Origin of the sequence: Staphylococcus pseudoxylosus (assembly GCF_003697915.1) — a bacterium.
In the GTDB taxonomy this organism is placed as follows: domain Bacteria; phylum Bacillota; class Bacilli; order Staphylococcales; family Staphylococcaceae; genus Staphylococcus; species Staphylococcus pseudoxylosus.
In genome coordinates, this window is the sequence record NZ_RCVN01000005.1 from 142,563 (window position 1) to 161,220 (window position 18,658).

The window sequence follows — 18,658 nt, forward strand, 5'->3', positions numbered from 1 at the left end:
GGAGTGAGACAATGAAAGGTGCTATGGCATTGCCTTTTTTGAGATTATATATACTAACATTAATGTTTTTTAGTGCTAACGCTATTTTGAATGTCTTTATACCATTACGAGGACATGATATTGGAGCTACAAATACGGTTATCGGTATTGTAATGGGTGCTTATATGCTAACTGCTATGGTATTTAGACCTTGGGCAGGACAAATTATTGCATGTGTGGGTCCGATTAAAGTATTACGCATCATTTTAATTATTAATGCAATTGCTTTAATTCTATACGGTTTTACTGGATTAGAAGGCTATTTCTTGGCACGTGTGATGCAAGGTGTATGTACAGCATTCTTCTCGATGTCATTACAACTAGGCATTATTGATGCCTTACCAGAAGCGCATCGTTCAGAAGGGGTTTCGTTGTATTCACTATTTTCGACGATTCCTAATTTGATTGGTCCTATTATAGCCATTGGTATTTGGCATGCTGATAATATATCTATTTTTGCGATTGTTATTATTTTTATTGCCCTTTCCACCACGTTCTTTGGTTACCGTGTCACAATTGCCGAACAAGAACCAGATACGTCCCATAAAATTGAAAAAATGTCATTTAATGCTGTTACAGTATTTGCTCAGTTTTTCAAAAACAAAGAGTTGTTCAATAGTGGTTTAATTATGATTGTAGCATCGATTGTGTTTGGTGCGGTAAGTACTTTTGTTCCGTTGTACACTGTGAATTATGGTTTTGCTAGTGCGGGTATATTCCTAACTATTCAAGCGATAGCAGTGGTTGTATCAAGATTTTATTTAAGAAAATATATCCCATCGGATGGCTTATGGCATCCAAAGTTTATGGTAACAGTCTTATCGCTACTCATGGTTGCATCTTTTGTTGTGGCGTTTGGTCCACAAGTAGGCGTCGTGATTTTCTATGCGAGCGCAATCTTAATCGGTATCACGCAAGCATTGGTTTACCCAACATTAACGTCTTATCTAAGCTTTGTCTTACCTAAAGTAGGGCGTAACATGTTATTGGGTTTGTTTATTGCATGTGCAGATTTAGGTATTTCTTTGGGAAGTGTCATAATGGGACCGATTTCTGATTCACTAGGATTTAAATGGATGTATATTATTTGTGGTCTGCTTGTGATTTGCGTAATGATGTTAAGTGTGATGAAACGGCCTATATCTTATAAATAGGGCTAGTGTAGATTAGCAAAAGTTTTACTACGTGATGCTTGAAAAGTGCAGTAATTACAAACATGAAAATAGTAGTGTCTGCATCGTTTTGCTTAGCGTGGATGCTAAAATGATGTATTAATCAAGTTTAAAATGATAGAGATATTACATATAAAACATATAATAAATGCTATAAATTGCTTAAGAAAGGCATTTTATAGCGTTTTAAATTTGGAAATTCAAATAAATAATAAGGAAATCTTTGTTAACATACTTTATACTTAAAGCAAAATGACAGAATAGAGGTTATTGTAGTGAGGAAGTTATGGATTTGGGGCATATGTATCATAATTATAGTTATTATAGTGGCATTTATTGTTATCAAGATGTTTACTCAAAATCAATCTGCGATGGAAAAGTCTGGACGCTCAAATTTTGTTAATAGTCCAATACCAACACTATTTCTACATGGTTATGGTGGTAGTGCAAATTCAGAAAAATATATGGTTAAGCAAGCTGAACAAAATGGTGTTACAAAAGATGTGATTACAGCAATTGTATCTAAAGATGGTGAAGTTGAATTAAAAGGGAAACTTGAAACAGATACAACGAATCCAATAGTGAAAATTGAGCTAGTAAATAATAAGCAAGGTGACCTTGATGAAAATGCGAAATGGTTTAAAAATGTACTAACGAAATTGCAAAGTGAGTACGACATTAATAAGTTTAATTTTGTAGGTCATTCTATGGGGAATTTATCATTTGCTCAGTATATGCTGATGTATGGAGGTGATCCATCGTTACCTCAATTGAATAAACAAGTGAATATTGCTGGGACATATAATGGCGTATTAAATATGAATGAAGAAGTGAATGAAATTAGTGTGGATGTTAATGGTAAACCAAGCCGTATGAATCCCCCTTATCAAGAACTGCAACAACTCGAAGATATATATAATGGTAAAAATATTGACGTATTAAATATATTTGGAGATTTGGAAGATGGTACTCATTCTGATGGGCGTGTATCTAATAGTTCATCAAAGTCGTTAAAATATTTACTTGGTGATAGTCCAGAAAGCTATAAAGAGTCCAAGTATAAGGGTGAATCAGCACAACACAGCCAGTTACATGAAAATAAAGAAGTTGCTAGAGAATTGATCGCATTTTTGTGGAGGAAACAAGATGATTAAGTTAACGGATTTTATAAAGACGCCTGATATTGATAAAACAAAGATTAAATTTAATATGAACAGTGGCGATGTAAACGTAAAAGCATGGGATTTATTGTTAGGTGATAGTCCAGATTGGATTACGATAAATGCATGGAAAAAGAAACAGACTAATAATAATTTTGGTAACGCTAAATACGTTATATCTTTAGCGCAATATTATCCATATGGACCAGAATATTTTGTCTTTGGTGGGCTCTATCATATAAAGAAATAGGAACCTGAAGTATTTGATGAAGAAGGTTACGAACTGACGTTGCTGGATGATTATAAGGAATACAGGAAGCGGTTAATTATTAAAATTAAAAAGCCAATTGGTAGAGATGTTTATAATAGACTATATTCTAAAGTACAATCACAATTAGAACCCGAAGTTTATGAAATATCACCAAACGTGAAATTAGGACATTTCCCAGGTTATCAAAATGTGAGTTTGACACACAAGGAATTACAACAAATTGTAAATAGGGACGAACCAAGTTGGAAAGATGCATTGAGTAATGTTAAAGGTGTGTATGTGGTTACTGATTTAAATAATGGTCAATTATATATAGGGTCTGCATCAGGAAATACTGAAGGAATTTGGCAACGTTGGTGTCACTATGCAAATTTAAGTAATCCTACAGGGGGAAACAAAGAATTTAATATAATTCATAAAGAAACGCCTGAATACATAGCTACAAACTTTCAATATTCAATTATGGAGATTTTTGACACCAAAACAAAAGCTGAAACAATTATTGGTCGAGAGAATTATTGGAAAAAGGTGTTAGATACTAAAAAACATGGTATGAATCATAATTAAACTGCAGACGCAGTTAAAGTAAGGCTAGTAGCCCCATAAATAGATTCTATTTTCAAACTTATCAATTATATCATTTTAAATATATACAAGATTTTAAAACTTGATTGCTATGTAGAACTTTATTTTAGTACACTGTAGTTATCAAACTTATAGGGGAGTTTAAATGGACAGTTCACAGAATCAGGTTATCGAGAGTTATAAGGCATTTTGGACACGTTTTATTGATGTTAATGGAAGGTCAACACGCCCTGAATTTTGGCATCCTTTCTGGATTAATTTTTTAATATCTTCTGTTTTAGGTGTTGTATCCAGTGGTTTACTTAGTGGCTTATTTGCAATAGCTATTATTGTTCCTACTTTTACGGTGATGGTAAGACGTTTACATGATACAAATCGTACTATGATACTTGCTATCATTTCTTATATTAGTGGTTTTATTACATTGATGGCTGCAACGCTATTTATTATAGGTGTTATTATTATTGTTGCCAATACAGAAAGTCATGGTTTGCTTGGTGCTACAGTTATGGCGGGTATTTTCGGTACCGTAGTTGCAGGATTAGTCACACTTTATACTTGGTTTGTACTGATACTTGCAGGTAACAAAGAACCTAATAAGTATGGCACAGGAGGCAGTTGCGAAACTGATATTAAAGTATATACACAACAATAAATATGGTGTTAAATATTGATGGCTGGATGCATATTTAAAGTAATGGCGCTCCAGCTTTTTTGTATGTTTAATAATATCTAAATATTAATGTTTAATTTAAAGTTTAGTTTTGTGTTACTTAGTTGAATAAATTAACAAATCGTCTTTTTGAAAAGGGAATTTAATAAATTTGATAGTTAAACTAGATAACAAGGAATCTATTATTTTATCACGACAAGAAACAAACATTATTAATGAATATATGAAACAATTAATAGTAAGTGAAATTTTTATAATTTGTTTATTAAAGTAACATAAATTTTTGATTATTTATTTAAAATAAAGGTCTAATATAATTATTATTATGTTAGTATGTTTATATGAAATAAAATTAAATGAATAGGGGACTATGTAATGAATTTAGACGAAGCATCTTATATTGAACAACAAGTTACAAATCGTTCAAAATCAGCTGGAATAGCTTATCTTCTATGGTTTTTCTTTGGCAGTTTGGGAGGTCATAGGTTTTATTTTGGAAAAACAGGATCTGCTATAGGTTTAATAGCAGTAACATTATTGATTTCTTGGTGGACTTTTGGGATTCCAACTTTTATCTGGGTTATTATAGATGCATTTCTTATACCAAGTTGGAAATATAAAAATCAACAAACTATAAGAAAACAAGCCTCTGCTGAAGTGAAATTCATGAAAAACAAGTAAGTACAATTTAAAATACCATTAAAAAGTGAAGAAATTAAATTCAATAGATTTCTTCACTTTTTTTGTTGGAATGCATATAAACAGAAATAGAGATATTGATTGATTTGTATTGGAAAGCAAATAGTGGGTGTAGCCATTTATACTTCACCCTATAGCAACGGGTGAAGGTATAAGTCGATTGATATTGCATTTCCTATCCCAGTGAGTTGTATTATTGGTGAATCAAATAGTGTCTACACTATAAAGTATTCGAAACTTCAGCGATTAATAAGCTTTTGAAAAGGGTACAATTAATTAAATATCTAAGCGTAAAGGCTATAATAGTATTAAAGTAATTGTAATGAGCAAGTTAGCTTGTTATGTAAAGGATGAGCTGAGGTAAAGTGTGATTTTGCCTGCTCATCTTTTTTAATTGGAGGTTTAAGATATGAAAAGAATTCTTTTAACGGGTGCTTCAGGCTATATCGGTAGCCATCTAATGAATAAATTAAAAAAAGATTATGAAGTTATTGCTATTTCTAGACATATAGAAAATAAAAAAAATGAACAAAATGTAACGTGGAAATCTGCTGATTTATTCGATTTAAATGAAATAACAAAAGTGATGAATGAAGTCGATATTGCTATATATCTAGTTCATTCGATGATGCCTTCAGCCAAATTAACACAAGCCAGTTTTGAAGATATGGATGCATTATTAGCAGATAATTTCGCAAAGGCAGCGAGCGTTAATAACGTGCAGCATATTGTATTTATGAGTGGTTTGATTCCCAACACTGCTGAACTATCACCGCATTTAAGAAGCCGCTTAGAGTGTGAACGAATCTTAGGATCATATGGCGTGCCAGTAAGTACGTTAAGAGCGGGTTTAATAATAGGTTCTAAAGGGAGTTCTTATCCAATATTAAAAAAATTAGTAGAACGGTTGCCAGGATTGTTATTACCGCAATGGGCAAATCATATGACATTGCCTGTCGCAATCGAAGATGTAATAAATGGACTATATAAAATTGTAGAACGTCACCCACATGTGAATGAATCGATTGATATTGGTGGACCTACACATATGACCTATAAAGATTTATTTAAACAAACAGCGGATGTATTAGACAAACGCTTACCTATGTTAGATTTGCCTATTATTCCCATTTGGCTTAGCAAGTTTTGGGTTAAATTGATTTCTGGTGTTCCGAAAGAAATGCTTTATCCACTAATGGACAGTTTAATACATGATATGGTTAGAGATGATAAAAATACGGTGGAAGGTATTTCTATTGGAACTATTGATTATAAAGAAAGCGTACGTATCGCATTAGAGGAAGAAACTAAGTCGAAAAGCAAACATAAAAGTAAAAACAAGGGTAGGCGAACGGTTAAAGACGTTAGAGCGATTTCAAGGGTTACCTTACCTAAAGATGAAAGTATGAGTCAATTGGCAGAGCGGTATGCAAACTTTTTAAATCATATTACATTAAATGCAGTTAGCAGTAACTTTAACGAAGATGATTTTATCATAACGGTGCCGTTTCTGAATAAAGAATTACTGTTATTAAGAAAAGATTTTGAGGCATCAAATGACGACAGAATTTTATACCGTATTGTTGGTGGAGACATTGCTTTAGATACAAATGGAGGGAACGCGAGATTAGAATTTAGAAGGTTACCTAACAGTAGTGAGTGTATCATAGCACTTCAAGAATATAAGCCTACACTTCCTTGGTGGGTTTATAAATATACACAAGCGAAGGTCCATAAAAGTGTGATGAATCTTTTTAAAATAAAATTGGAATCTAGGAAATGCTCCAGAAGTAGAGATAAGACTACAATAATTTTACCAGTGATTTTGATAGGTGCAATGATCTTTAAGCTATATGCTTTTAAACAACATTCAGCTAGAAATAAACATGTTACGAATGTAAAGCGGTAAAAGCGGGGGTATTACATTCAGATTAAAGAAGGGGACTTTATAATGAGTATAATCAATAAAATTAAACCAGTCATAAAAGTTATAACACCTATTTTAGGTGGTAAGTTTATCGGGAAATTTGCCGTTAAGAATGCACGAAAAGAGTATAAAAATAATGTGAAACCACCATTTTCACCACCAGGATATGCTTTTCCAATTGTGTGGCCATTACTCTATACAACTATGGGTATAGCATACATGTTAGTCTCCCATAAAGCTGATAATAAAAAGTTAAAAGGTGTTTATTATACGCAATTAAGTCTGAACTACTTATGGTCTATATTGTATTTTAAATATAAATTACGATTTAGTGCATTGGTAGAAAGTTTTGTATTACTTGGAGCAGTAACAATGACAACTATGAAATTTTTCAATGTTAAGAAGATTACTGGCTTGCTATTGGTTCCATATCTACTTTGGAGTGCATTTGCAACGTATTTAACCGCTGGGAATTGGTGGTTAAATAAAGACAACAAAGATTATAGTGGAAATTCACGATTTTTATAAAATATAGCTAATATGCATAATGAAAAGTATAAGTAAACATTTATAAATAGTTGAAGCATTTATATTTGAGCTATTGATAAAAATGTTTGTCAGTGAGAGTAGGAGGCAATAGAAATGCATTTAGGAGTCATACTCAATCGTGTTTTTAGAGTTAAAGACAATCCACTATTTGAATATGTAGCAGAACATCAAGATGAGATAAATAAAGTGTATTTTATCTTACCTATAGAAGATTTAGATGACGCAGCAACAGTAAAGCGTGATTATTACCACAAAGTAATGAAAGGATTTGTAAGTACACTAGATAGGTATGATATACATCCTTATATTGTCACATACGAAAAGTTAGGTGAATTAGCTCATACATTGGAGTTGTCTCATGTATTATTAGCGAAAGATATTATGAGTTACCACAAAGAAATATATGACTATCATCATGTTAAAAGAGCATTTACAAACCGTCAAATTACAGTAATTGGGCAGCGTGTGAATCATTATTTTCAACCTACAAAGACTTTTAATAAACAGCAACAGCCTTATAAAGTATTTACTAGTTTTTATAAAGCAAATCGTCAAGGTTTAGTTTACACCCCTAAGAAAAATTATCAATTTTATCAGTTGGCTCAAAATGCGCAAAAAGGTTCAAATCAGAGCGATTTAAAATTTGAAAATAGTGAAGACATAGAAAAGCTAGCGCGTAAAGCATGGCATGATTTTTTAAATGATGACATCATTAATTATGATAAATTGACTGATGATGTATCGCAAGATTTTGTAAGTGGATTAGGTAAATATTTAGCATATGGACTACTCGATATTCGTGAAATTATAAATGATTTACTTGAAGGTTATGAGAGCGATGAAAAAAATTATGAAGCTTTTATAAGAGAGGTTATATTCCGCGAATTTTATTATGTGTTAATGACACAGTATCCAGAAACGGCAACTAAATCTTTTTCTGAAAAGTATCGCAACATGCAATGGTCGTATAATAAAGCACATTTTGAAGTATGGAAAAAAGGTCAAACTGGCTACCCAATCGTTGATGCTGCAATGAAGAAGCTAAACCGTACAGGATATATGCACAATCGCTTAAGAATGGTTGTATCTCAATTTTTGACTAAAAATTTATTTATTGATTGGACATGGGGAGAAGCATATTTCAAACAATATTTGATTGATTATGATAATGCGTCTAATGTACATGGTTGGCAGTGGTCAGCGTCGACTGGAACAGATGCAGTGCCTTATTTCAGAATGTTTAATCCTATACGTCAAAGTGAGCGTTTCGATGCACAGGGCTATTTTATTAAAACACAGTTGGAAATATTCGATAAGGTTTCAAGTAAAATTATCCACGACCCAACAAGTCATAAGACCAAATTTAAAGAAAACTATCATATTGAAATTGGTAAAGATTATCCAGAAGCTATCGTAGATCATAAAAGTAGTAGAGATTACGTTATGCACAAATTTAAACAGTATTAATGAACTGTTAGATTGAGGGGACAATGACATATGTTAAAGAATTCACTACACCATATCTACTTAGCGCAAACAAACGAGGAAGTAATGATAGGAAAATTTAATGAGAAACAGCAGTACACCATTTTAGAACAAATTAATGATTTACCACAAGGTGGATTTACAGTTTTTAATCATTTATATGTAAATCCTAGTTTTGAAGAAGCGTTTGAGCGTTTGTTTTTAAAGAGAAATAGACATTTAAAAAGTATAGAAGGATTTGAAAGTTTATTGTTTTTGAGACCTCAAACTAATCATGCGCATTATGTTATTGTAACTGTTTGGACAGACGAAACTGCTTATCAACATTGGCAAAACTCTAAAGAGTATAAAGGCTCACATCACAAAAGGGGCACTGACAGTGGTTCAGACAAAAGCATCATAAATAGAAAGTTATCATTTAATATTAGTTTAGATTTAAAGAATAGTTAAGTGTATTTCAAAATGTAGAATTATTTGAAATATAAGGAAAAAAGACGGTTTATATTAATCTATAATAGCTTATTTTCAGCTTTAGCTCATAAGTATATGGTATGAAGCCTCATACTTATACGATATATTATGAAATCCATTTAATGATAACCATAAAGTTTCTCGTGAAACATGTAAATAACATTATCGATTGACGACACATCCGAGATATTATAGCACAATCAAATTGCCAACCATTTATTATTAATTTTATGTTGTTATTATAATGGATATGGGTAAATATAATAAGATACAGAACTAAATTAATGGAGTGATTGATATATGTTATTAAATGAATGGAAACAAGAAAAAGAAACAATGCATTTATTGTCACAAATATTAGGAAAATATAAATTAGCAGCAGCTTATCAGCAACCACAATGGGCTCACGTGTCTTTAGATATTACAGTTCAAGGCTTCACGACAGGTATGTTGCATGCAGATAATAAAGATTTTTATATTACCGTGAATTTACTTGATGATGAAATTGAGTTGAGAATTGATAATAATAAAGAAATTATAGCGTTGAAAGACGGTCTTACCATTCAATATTATTACCAAGAGATTCAACATATATTAGCAAATAATAAAGTGTTTATAGATATCAATACAACACCACAAGAATTCCCAGATACGACGCCGTTTGAAGAAGATCTGCACCATCATCACTATGATTCCCAAATTAGTAATGATGTGTTGAAGTTAATGAAATTTGCCTATCATGCAGAATCCCAATTCATCGCTCCATTGCGTACTAGGAAGTTTACGCCGGGACTATTTTGGGGAACATTTGATGTTTCATGCGCAATGATTCAAGATATCCATCAACCATTTGAAAATGATGATATGGTCATTGAACGTGCAGCTTTTGATGAAGAAATGATTGAATTTGGATTTTGGTTTGGAGATGATAATTTTAAAGGGCCAACGTTCTTTGTATTACCCTATCCATTCGCTGATAGAAAATTTGAATGTCATGATGACTTTCCACAAGATAGCTATTTCAGTGAAACTTTAGGAGAGTTTATTATAGAAGTGACGGAATATAGTGAAGAGAACAAGGACGAAATCGAAAAATTCTTCTACGAATCTTATAATATTTTAAAAGATTATTTAGAATGGCAAGGATGTAGCCATTTTCACTTACCGCTTAAAATGACTGATAATCATTTGAGTTAGTCTAATTAATCAAGGCTTAGTTCCTTAGCCTAAAAAGTTAGAGCTATGTAGCGTCAAAGAAATAAAGTGATTTTTGTTTATCAAATGCTTGATTATATAAAATTAAAACCATTCCTTTTGTTTATTAAATACAAGAGAGAATGGTTGTATTATTATATTCGTTGAACAAGTTAGTCTTAGGGTTGTGTGAAGTTACAGTGAGGGGTGTCTAGTATAACGCTCGGCACAACAGCATTTTGCTAATGTTGTTCAATTGATCGTTTCACTTCATGGTTGCATTCCGCATCACATTGTCATATGGCACATTTCACATTTCGTGAGCTAGAGTGTTAATTAGAAAATAATGTTTTATCTTTAGGCTGATTCTCTAAATAAATTATTTTCTCTTCACTATCTAATCTTGCAATGTCTATCCCCTCTTGCGTATAAACACCTGTTTCAAATCTATTTCCACAAATAGCCCAATGTGTTTTGAAAGTGCCATCCTCTTGTTCTATCCAGCCATTATGCATATGTTTTAAATCTTTATTTGTTTGGTACACGCCTTTAACAAATTGTTTCCATGCGTCTTTGCCTTTAAAAGTTTTTTGATTCAACACAAAATCAATATCATCGTTAAATAAATCATTTAACTTATCAAAGCTTTCGTCACTATATCTAGCTTCATCGAACAAGATAAAGTATGCATCTAATGTTTTCATTTTATATACCCTCTTTATAAGTAATTTGTAGATAAGCATTCCGATTAACAAGTGTCTTATTAAAATCTCATTTTATATATAATTAAAGTTAGCGTATAGATATCTGCTTATAAACAGAAAATTTTATAGTAACCTTTGAAAATAAACACTTAGCCATATATATAGTTGGCAATGATAAACGTGATTGTTGATAATATCATAGATACAATGATGACACCGATTAAAGGCTTAAACGCTCGGTCTTGCAAATCTTTAAATGATACATTTAACCCTAGTGCAACCATTGCCATCAATAAGCAAATTGTTGTTAATGGCTCAATTACTTGCATTATAAATTGAGGTATAGGTATATAAGTATGAAATATTGCCATTAATACAAATCCAATTAAAAAGTATGGCATTTCGATACGTTGGTTTGTATTCCTAGACTGTGATTTCAAGTTCATCACAAATATTAGTATAATACTTAAAGGTATGAGCAAGAATACGCGACCTAATTTACTTAATAAGCCAATTCGTAAAGCCGTCTCACCTGAGAAATCTGCAGCAAGAATAACATGGGCAATTTCATGTAGACTCACACCAGACCATACGCCATAAACTTCTGGTGATATTGTAAATAGTGTATAAATTACCGTATAGCCTAGTGAAAAAAGTGTACCAATTAATGCAACGATACCTATACTAATGGCTGTGTCTTTTTCGCGTGCTTTTAAAATTGGAGATACAGCAGCTATCGCAGCAGCCCCACAGACGCCCGTACCAATACCTAGTAATAATGTAATAACTTTATCTCCTTTAATATAATGATTGAGTAATAACATTAATCCAATACTTACAATGATGACACCACCGTCAATAAGTAATAATGTACGACCTTCTCCTATAACATCAAAAATATTAAGCTTTAGACCATACAATATGATGGCAAATTTTAATAGACGTTTAGATGCGAAAGTAATACCTGGACGATAATTTTCAGGATAACCATTAAAATGTCTAAATAGTATTGCGATAACAATTGCAATTGTCAAAGCACCGACCTTATCTAAAAGTGGCAGCTTTGAACTAATCAAACTTATTGCAGCAATGATAAAAGTGAATAATATGCCAAGGATAAATGGTTTATTGTTAAATTTAGTCATGTACCGTCTCCTCCTTTTATCAAAAGTGTAGCACCGCAAATTCATAACGTTAAATAAATATTTAGTATATAGGTCATAACAAATTTGATATGATAAGAATAAAACAATGAAAGGTGATAAGATATGGACCCACTAAAAGTGTTAACTGAGGTTGTCAAAGCGCAAAGTTTTACAAAAGCTGCAGAAAATTTGTATACATCACAACCATCAATAAGTAGAGATATAAAGAGACTCGAAATTGACTATGACGTAAAAATATTTGAGTTTAAACATTCGAAAATGGCATTAACAAGTGATGGACAGAAACTATACCAATATGCGCTGCAAAGAGATCATTTAGAACAAGCACTACGACAAGATCTAAAGAGGCAAACAAATGCAATCGCTGGAGATTTAAAACTGGGGAGCAGTTACACATTTGGCGAATATCGTTTGTCACGACAACTTACTAAATTAGCCCAAATGTATCCAGAATTACATATTCATGTACACTTAGATAATTCAGAAACGATTGTTGAACAAATTAAAAATAACATCGTTGACGTTGGTGTGGTAGAAAAAAAGATACAAAACAATGCGATTATAAGTACGGCAATTGCTCAAGACGAAATAGTATTAATTAAAAAGAAATCTAGCCCGTCTAATTTAGAGACATGTTTTATTCGAGAACAAGGTTCCGGTACGCGTGTATATCAAGAAAATGGTTTGAATCAATTAGCATTAAACCCTTATTTAGTAGTCATTAATAATACAAGTTTAATTAAAAGTATGGTTCATGCAGGAAACGGTTTTTCAATCGTATCTAAATCGACATTAACGCCTGAAGATTTGGAGCAACTTGAAGTTATTAATTTAGATATTGAGAGGTTTTTCTATTTAATTTTACATAAAAATAAATACATTGATGAAAAAATGAAACGAGTTATATCTATATTAAAGCAAGATCTGGAATAACTTATAAAATGAGGTGATTCATAATGGAATATTTCGGTCTAGGAGTAAAGCAGTGGAGTAGAAGTTATTGTCGCTAATTATAAATTAGTAATAAGCAAATAGCATAGGGAAGAAATCAAATGATAGTCATTAATTTCGCGTACCTATGCTATTGAGTGAGTGCTCATTGCTTGTTACTAATTGAAAAATGGTGCCGGTATTCAGAAGCACTGATTTCAAAATGCTTTTTAAAATTTTTAGAAAATAGTAGTGGGTCTTTGTAACCAACGCGTCTTGATATGTCACTTATGCGTGTACTCGTATGTATTAATAATTGTGAAGCGTGATACATCCTTATATAGGTTAAATATTCTTTAGGAGAACAACTTAAATTCTTTTTGAATAATTTATATAAATGACTACGTGTAATATTAACGCTTTTAGCAACATCCTCAACAGTTATATGTTTTTGATAATTTGTATTTATAAAATCAACGGCATGCTGTATATCTTCATTCACAATATCAACTTGGACAGAAAAATTTTTAGGGAACTTTTCTTGTAAGGTATAAACTAATTGATACAAATATTGCATAATTAGAATATCATTGGAGTTGTTTGACTCAATACTCTGAGAGAGTTTACAAATGAGTTGAATTATATTTTTAATATCCGTCGTATCTTGCCCTAATATGACATGACTATCAACGATACTACATCGAGATAAATAATTTAATATTTGTTTGCCATTCATCCCTACCCAATAATAAGTCCAAGGATTTGAAAATGAAGGCTTATATTCCACTTCCATGCCCCGTTCAAGCAAGAAAATATCTCCAGCAGTTAAACGATAAGTTTCACCAGCATAACTAAAAGTACCTTCCCCTTGAGTTACGATATGTAATACGGATTTTTGAAAAACAGTATAATTATAACCTACATTCGGTACGCCGATTTCAATACCGCATTCAGCTAAATTTGCATCGACCAGCTTTTTTTGAAATTTCTTCCACAATACTTGCATGTTATCCCTCTTAATTAAAAAACATATTTGAACTTATATTTATATTAGTTGAAAATGAAACATTTTGCCATATATCGTCATCATTATGCTATTCATAACTATAACTTGCTACTGATAGAATAAAATCAACATATATGTAAGCGTTTTAATAAGAACTAACTTAGAGGTGAATGTAATGAATAGACATTTAACAGGAAAACAAAAATTTGCATTTGGCTTCGGTGCCGTCGGTAAGGATGCCATATTTAATATCGTCAGTGTATTTCTAATGTTTTATATTACAGACATAGTAGGACTATCTCCAGCATTTGTTGGAGTGATGTTATTTGTTGCACGTATATGGGATGCAATTAACGATCCAATTATGGGAATGATTGTTGATAATACACGAAACAACTTTGGTAAATTTAAGACGTGGCTTGTTATCGGCACATTAATTAATGCTGTAGTAACAGTACTATTATTTACTAATTTTGATTTACCACAAACCGCAATGTACATTTATATATCGATTATATATATTTCCTGGGGAATGACATATACGATGATGGATATACCTTATTGGTCATGGCTTCCTAACTTAACGCATAACCCAAGAGAACGTGAAGAAGTATCAGTTATTCCAAGATTTTTCGCCAGCTTAGCCGCATTTACTGTCGGTACATTTGGTTTATTCTTTATACATAAACTCGGTGATATGTTTGGCGGAGGGAGTGATTCTACAGGTATTTTTGTATTCGCAATCATTTGTAGTTTGATTTTTATATTTACCATTGGTGTAACTGTCTTTAAAGTACCGGAAGACCAAGAAATGGAAAAGCAGATAGGTATTAAAGTTAAATTTAAAGATATCGGTCGAATTTTATTTAAAAATAAAGAATTGTTAGCGATTATGGGCGTACTCTTAACTTTTAACTTGTGTTTACAAACATTAAATGGCTCTATTATTTATTACTTTAAATATGTAGTTAATGCAGAACACTTATTTTCAATTTTTAATTCTATGATTTTATGCGAAATGGTTGGTTTGTTGTTATTACCACGCTTTATTAAATGGGTTGGCAGAACTGCTGCATTTAACACTTCTATAACATGCATTATCTCTGGATTGTTAATTATTTTGATATCCGGCTATATTGCACCACAAAGTATGACTTTAGTTATTATAGGGGCGGGAATATTACGAATTGGTTCAGGTTTTATGGTCGGCATCACAACTGTTTCATTAGCAGATGTGATTGATTACGGAGAAGTTAAATTCGGTCAGCGTAATGAAAGTATTATTACATCAACAAATACATTCTTAACTAAGACTTCTCAAGCGGTGGCGGCTTTAATTGTCGGCGTAGGTTTATCTATTTTAGGTTATACTCCAAACGAAGCACAATCAGTAGTGACAATTAACGGTTTAAGAATCATGATCTTAGTTTCGCCACTGGTTTTCGTTTGCTTAGCTGCATTTTTATATCATAAAGCCTTTAATTTAAAAGGTGACTTTTTAACGGATATTGAAAAGACATTACAGTATAAACGCCAAAGGGAATTTAGAGAAAGAATTAAATAAAGGGGTTGTTATCCATGTTAGACCAACAGTTTCACGAAAATTTAGAGATTCAGCATGTTAATTTATTACCAAGACGTGCATTTTATATACCATATCAACAAGGGGAAGCGGCTTATCATTTTGAAACAAGATATAATACTCGAAATGTGACATTGTTAAATGGCGATTGGTACTTTCAATATTTTGAGTCAATCGAAGCATATCTAAATCGTTCAAATGAACAGGAAATCAAAACACTAACAGTACCATCAGTTTGGAATTTATATGGTTATGATCAAATACAATATTTAAATACTCAGTATCCAATACCTTTTGACCCACCATATGTACCTAAAGATAATCCATGTGGACATTACACGAGAAAATTTACTATCGATGAATATGATCAACAATACGATTATCATTTGAACTTTGAAGGAGTAGATAGTGCATTTTATGTATGGATTAATAATGAATTTATAGGTTATAGTCAAATTGCACATGCTATTTCTGAGTTTGATATTTCTAATTTTGTTCAACAAGGTGAGAATCATATCGACGTACTTGTACTTAAATATTCAGATGGCACTTATTTTGAAGATCAGGACATGTTTCGACACTCGGGCATTTTTAGAGATGTTTATATCTTGAAACGCGCAACTGAACGTGTGGATGATTTTAAAGTGGAAACAAAGCTAAGTGACGATTTAAACTCTGCACAGATAGATGTAAAAATAGAACGCGCGCATAATTTAAAATCAGTAGAATTCCAATTATATAACCCTGAGGGTGAAGCGGTAGCAACCATATCTGGAGCACATGAATATCAATTTAATGTTTATAAACCTCATTTGTGGTCTACAGAAAATCCAACTTTATATACATTATACATTGTGACAGATCAAGAAGTAATTGCACAAAAAGTTGGAATTCGTGAAGTGACTATCCAAAATAATCAACTTTATATTAATGGGCAATCCATCAAACTGCGCGGGACAAATTACCATGATAGTCATCCAGAAACTGGTTACGTAATGACAGAATCCCATTTTACAAAAGACTTAGAATTGATGAAGCAAGGAAACTTTAACGCCATTCGTACAGCGCATTACCCAAAATCTCCATTATTTTACGAAATGACGGACCAATATGGTTTCTACGTAATGAGTGAGGCTGATATTGAGACGCATGGTGTCGTTAGGTTATATGGTGAAGACGATAATGAAGATTTTAATATTATAGCTGACGATAGTAAATTTGAAACAGCTATTATAGAGCGTATTGAAGCTTCTATTATGCCATTGAAAAATTACAGCTCCATCGTATCTTGGTCATTAGGAAATGAATCGGGATTTGGTAAGAATATGGTTAAAGGTGCAGCACGTGCCAAAACACTAGACAACACAAGGCCAATTCATTATGAAGGTACATTATATCGAGATAAGCAACAACACTATGATCTAACTAATATAGATATGATTAGTAGAATGTATCCTTCTCCTGAAGAAATTGAGGAGACTTATTTGAAGAAACCGGATTTGGATAAACCGTTTATCTTATGTGAATACGCACATGCAATGGGCAATTCTCCAGGAGATTTACACGCTTACCAAACACTAGTTGAGCAATACGATAGCTTTATCGGAGGATTTGTTTGGGAATGGTGCGATCACGCCATACAAATTGGCATAAAAGACGGTAATCCTATTTTCAGGTATGGTGGAGATTTTGGAGAAAAACTACATGACGGAAATTTTTGTGTCGATGGCATTGTTTTTCCAAATAGGGTGCCGCATGAAGGTTATTATGAATTCAAACAAGAACATAGACCATTAAAACTTGTGTCACAAGATGATTTTAAAATCATGCTACGTAACCAATTGGATTTTACGTCTGCAGAGCAATATATGTTTGTAGAGGCTACAGTGACAAATTTGAATGGGGAAAAAACGATCAGTGAAATACCTCTGTCAAATTTCTTGCCACATACTACGCAAACAATTGATTTGAGCGATTATATCAATATAGAACATATCAGTGATGTCATATTACAGTATAAATTAAAAGCTGATGATCAATTTCGTTACGAAAATTTTGAATTAGGACATGATCAAATCGTATATCAACGTCGAACAATGAAAGAACAGGATGAGCAATCAAGTGATGTTGATATTTTAGTAAATGAAACTGATAAATTAATCAAAGTTTCAGTAGATCAAAGTGAAACATACGTTTTTAATAAAGATAATGCAAGCCTTGAGTCAGTTCTCAAGCATAAACATATAGTAATGAACCAAAGCACAACAAATAATATTTGGAGAGCTCCCACTGATAATGATACGAATATAAAATGTGATTGGGCATACTCTGGTTATAACGATATCACTACACGCGTGCACGATTATCAAATTGTAGAAAGCGAGACAGAGGTCAGTCTTGTTTTTAATATAGCGATGGTCAATGACGCGGTGCCACCGGTACTATTTGGAACAGTGACTTGGCGTGTTCAACATGATGGCATACTTAATGTAACTTATGATTTAGAAAGAGATATGAAAGCACCTTATTTACCACGATTTGGTTTGGGTTTGATCTTACCTAAAGTGTTTGAACAAGTGAAATATTATGGCAAAGGTCCATTCAGTAGTTACCAAGATAAAGGTGTAGCCAATTATTTAGATGCGTTTGAGACGACTGTTACAGGCAATGGTGAAGTCCATATCAGACCCCAAGAAACAGGAAGTCATAATGAAACGACATTCGTTGAAATTAGTGATAGATGTAAAAGGCTTGTTGTAACAAGTGACAATACATTTAGTTTTAATACAACGCATTATTCATTAAAACAGTTGACTGAAACAACGCATAAAGATGCACTAGAACTTGAAGATCAAACCTATGTATATATAGATTATGCACAAAGTGGCATAGGTTCAAATAGTTGTGGACCAGAATTAAATGAAGCATATCGATTAAATGATCGACACATCGACTTTAGCTTTAATTTGAAATTTGACTGAGTAATTATTGGGTAATATGTAAATAAAACAGCCCTAATTGATTAACTAATGTTAGTCAATTAGG

General features: G+C 32.3%; 17 protein-coding genes. 14 read left to right on the forward strand and 3 right to left on the reverse strand.

Annotated features, from left to right (window positions below; genetic code table 11):
- The first annotated feature begins 11 nt into the window (after nt 1–11).
- From cntE to D9V42_RS06010, 11 genes are all read left to right on the forward strand, one after another.
- On the forward strand, nt 12–1,193 hold the full coding sequence (gene cntE / locus D9V42_RS05965; protein ID WP_122063802.1) for a staphylopine family metallophore export MFS transporter CntE: 1,182 nt from the start codon (nt 12–14) through the stop codon (nt 1,191–1,193).
- A gap of 365 nt (nt 1,194–1,558) precedes the next feature.
- The gene (locus D9V42_RS05970) at nt 1,559–2,365 is read left to right on the forward strand and encodes an alpha/beta hydrolase (protein WP_267920811.1); all 807 of its coding nucleotides are present in this window, start codon (nt 1,559–1,561) and stop codon (nt 2,363–2,365) included.
- Nucleotides 2,358–2,621: a hypothetical protein gene (locus D9V42_RS15430; protein WP_233665298.1), complete on the forward strand. Its 264-nt coding sequence runs from the start codon at nt 2,358–2,360 to the stop codon at nt 2,619–2,621. The genes D9V42_RS05970 and D9V42_RS15430 overlap by 8 nt, the downstream gene beginning before the upstream one ends.
- A gap of 39 nt (nt 2,622–2,660) precedes the next feature.
- Entirely contained in the window at nt 2,661–3,209 is a 549-nt protein-coding gene (locus tag D9V42_RS15435) for a GIY-YIG nuclease family protein (RefSeq protein WP_233665299.1), read from the forward strand.
- A 163-nt stretch (nt 3,210–3,372) separates the two neighbouring features.
- Entirely contained in the window at nt 3,373–3,882 is a 510-nt protein-coding gene (locus tag D9V42_RS05980) for a DUF805 domain-containing protein (RefSeq protein ID WP_122063804.1), read from the forward strand.
- A 393-nt stretch (nt 3,883–4,275) separates the two neighbouring features.
- Complete coding sequence (locus D9V42_RS05985; RefSeq protein WP_107555370.1) at nt 4,276–4,581, forward strand: TM2 domain-containing protein; 306 nt, start codon at nt 4,276–4,278, stop codon at nt 4,579–4,581.
- 427 nt (nt 4,582–5,008) lie between these two features.
- Nucleotides 5,009–6,508, forward strand: a complete 1,500-nt coding sequence (locus tag D9V42_RS05990) for an NAD-dependent epimerase/dehydratase family protein (RefSeq protein WP_122063808.1) — start codon at nt 5,009–5,011, stop codon at nt 6,506–6,508.
- A gap of 42 nt (nt 6,509–6,550) precedes the next feature.
- A complete protein-coding gene (locus tag D9V42_RS05995; RefSeq protein WP_107555372.1) occupies nt 6,551–7,054 on the forward strand; it encodes a TspO/MBR family protein in 504 nt (167 codons plus the stop codon).
- A 114-nt stretch (nt 7,055–7,168) separates the two neighbouring features.
- Nucleotides 7,169–8,542 (forward strand): cryptochrome/photolyase family protein, encoded by a 1,374-nt coding sequence (locus D9V42_RS06000; protein ID WP_122063811.1) that lies wholly within the window; start codon nt 7,169–7,171, stop codon nt 8,540–8,542.
- Between the two features lie 30 nt (nt 8,543–8,572).
- A complete protein-coding gene (locus tag D9V42_RS06005) occupies nt 8,573–9,010 on the forward strand; it encodes an antibiotic biosynthesis monooxygenase family protein (RefSeq protein ID WP_122063813.1) in 438 nt (145 codons plus the stop codon).
- Nucleotides 9,011–9,331: 321 nt separating this feature from the next.
- Nucleotides 9,332–10,228, forward strand: a complete 897-nt coding sequence (locus D9V42_RS06010) for a DUF5996 family protein (RefSeq protein ID WP_107555374.1) — start codon at nt 9,332–9,334, stop codon at nt 10,226–10,228.
- A gap of 329 nt (nt 10,229–10,557) precedes the next feature.
- On the opposite strand, the gene D9V42_RS06015 is transcribed toward D9V42_RS06010, so the two are convergent.
- Together D9V42_RS06015 and D9V42_RS06020 are read right to left on the reverse strand one after the other, a co-directional pair.
- The gene (locus tag D9V42_RS06015) at nt 10,558–10,929 is read right to left on the reverse strand and encodes a nuclear transport factor 2 family protein (protein WP_122063816.1); all 372 of its coding nucleotides are present in this window, start codon (nt 10,927–10,929) and stop codon (nt 10,558–10,560) included.
- A gap of 149 nt (nt 10,930–11,078) precedes the next feature.
- Nucleotides 11,079–12,074: a YeiH family protein gene (locus tag D9V42_RS06020; protein ID WP_122063819.1), complete on the reverse strand. Its 996-nt coding sequence runs from the start codon at nt 12,072–12,074 to the stop codon at nt 11,079–11,081.
- Nucleotides 12,075–12,197: 123 nt separating this feature from the next.
- On the opposite strand from D9V42_RS06020, the gene D9V42_RS06025 reads away from it, so the two are divergent.
- Entirely contained in the window at nt 12,198–13,028 is an 831-nt protein-coding gene (locus D9V42_RS06025) for a LysR family transcriptional regulator (protein ID WP_122063822.1), read from the forward strand.
- Nucleotides 13,029–13,191: 163 nt separating this feature from the next.
- Here the strand turns inward: D9V42_RS06025 and D9V42_RS06030 are convergent, their stop codons facing one another.
- Entirely contained in the window at nt 13,192–14,031 is an 840-nt protein-coding gene (locus D9V42_RS06030; protein WP_107555378.1) for an AraC family transcriptional regulator, read from the reverse strand.
- Between the two features lie 175 nt (nt 14,032–14,206).
- On the opposite strand from D9V42_RS06030, the gene melB reads away from it, so the two are divergent.
- Both melB and D9V42_RS06040 read left to right on the forward strand, forming a co-directional pair.
- Nucleotides 14,207–15,595: a melibiose:sodium transporter MelB gene (gene melB / locus D9V42_RS06035; protein WP_122063824.1), complete on the forward strand. Its 1,389-nt coding sequence runs from the start codon at nt 14,207–14,209 to the stop codon at nt 15,593–15,595.
- A 14-nt stretch (nt 15,596–15,609) separates the two neighbouring features.
- A complete protein-coding gene (locus D9V42_RS06040; protein WP_122063827.1) occupies nt 15,610–18,594 on the forward strand; it encodes a glycoside hydrolase family 2 TIM barrel-domain containing protein in 2,985 nt (994 codons plus the stop codon).
- Nucleotides 18,595–18,658 lie beyond the last annotated feature (64 nt).

Coding starts and splice junctions, on each gene's coding strand:
- cntE (WP_122063802.1), top strand. CDS start 12: ATGAAAGGTGCTATGGCATTGCCTTTTTTGAGATTATATATACTAACA.
- D9V42_RS05970 (WP_267920811.1), top strand. CDS start 1,559: ATGTTTACTCAAAATCAATCTGCGATGGAAAAGTCTGGACGCTCAAAT.
- D9V42_RS15430 (WP_233665298.1), top strand. CDS start 2,358: ATGATTAAGTTAACGGATTTTATAAAGACGCCTGATATTGATAAAACA.
- D9V42_RS05980 (WP_122063804.1), top strand. CDS start 3,373: ATGGACAGTTCACAGAATCAGGTTATCGAGAGTTATAAGGCATTTTGG.
- D9V42_RS05985 (WP_107555370.1), top strand. CDS start 4,276: ATGAATTTAGACGAAGCATCTTATATTGAACAACAAGTTACAAATCGT.
- D9V42_RS05990 (WP_122063808.1), top strand. CDS start 5,009: ATGAAAAGAATTCTTTTAACGGGTGCTTCAGGCTATATCGGTAGCCAT.
- D9V42_RS05995 (WP_107555372.1), top strand. CDS start 6,551: ATGAGTATAATCAATAAAATTAAACCAGTCATAAAAGTTATAACACCT.
- D9V42_RS06000 (WP_122063811.1), top strand. CDS start 7,169: ATGCATTTAGGAGTCATACTCAATCGTGTTTTTAGAGTTAAAGACAAT.
- D9V42_RS06005 (WP_122063813.1), top strand. CDS start 8,573: ATGTTAAAGAATTCACTACACCATATCTACTTAGCGCAAACAAACGAG.
- D9V42_RS06010 (WP_107555374.1), top strand. CDS start 9,332: ATGTTATTAAATGAATGGAAACAAGAAAAAGAAACAATGCATTTATTG.
- D9V42_RS06015 (WP_122063816.1), bottom strand. CDS start 10,929: ATGAAAACATTAGATGCATACTTTATCTTGTTCGATGAAGCTAGATAT.
- D9V42_RS06020 (WP_122063819.1), bottom strand. CDS start 12,074: ATGACTAAATTTAACAATAAACCATTTATCCTTGGCATATTATTCACT.
- D9V42_RS06025 (WP_122063822.1), top strand. CDS start 12,198: ATGGACCCACTAAAAGTGTTAACTGAGGTTGTCAAAGCGCAAAGTTTT.
- D9V42_RS06030 (WP_107555378.1), bottom strand. CDS start 14,031: ATGCAAGTATTGTGGAAGAAATTTCAAAAAAAGCTGGTCGATGCAAAT.
- melB (WP_122063824.1), top strand. CDS start 14,207: ATGAATAGACATTTAACAGGAAAACAAAAATTTGCATTTGGCTTCGGT.
- D9V42_RS06040 (WP_122063827.1), top strand. CDS start 15,610: ATGTTAGACCAACAGTTTCACGAAAATTTAGAGATTCAGCATGTTAAT.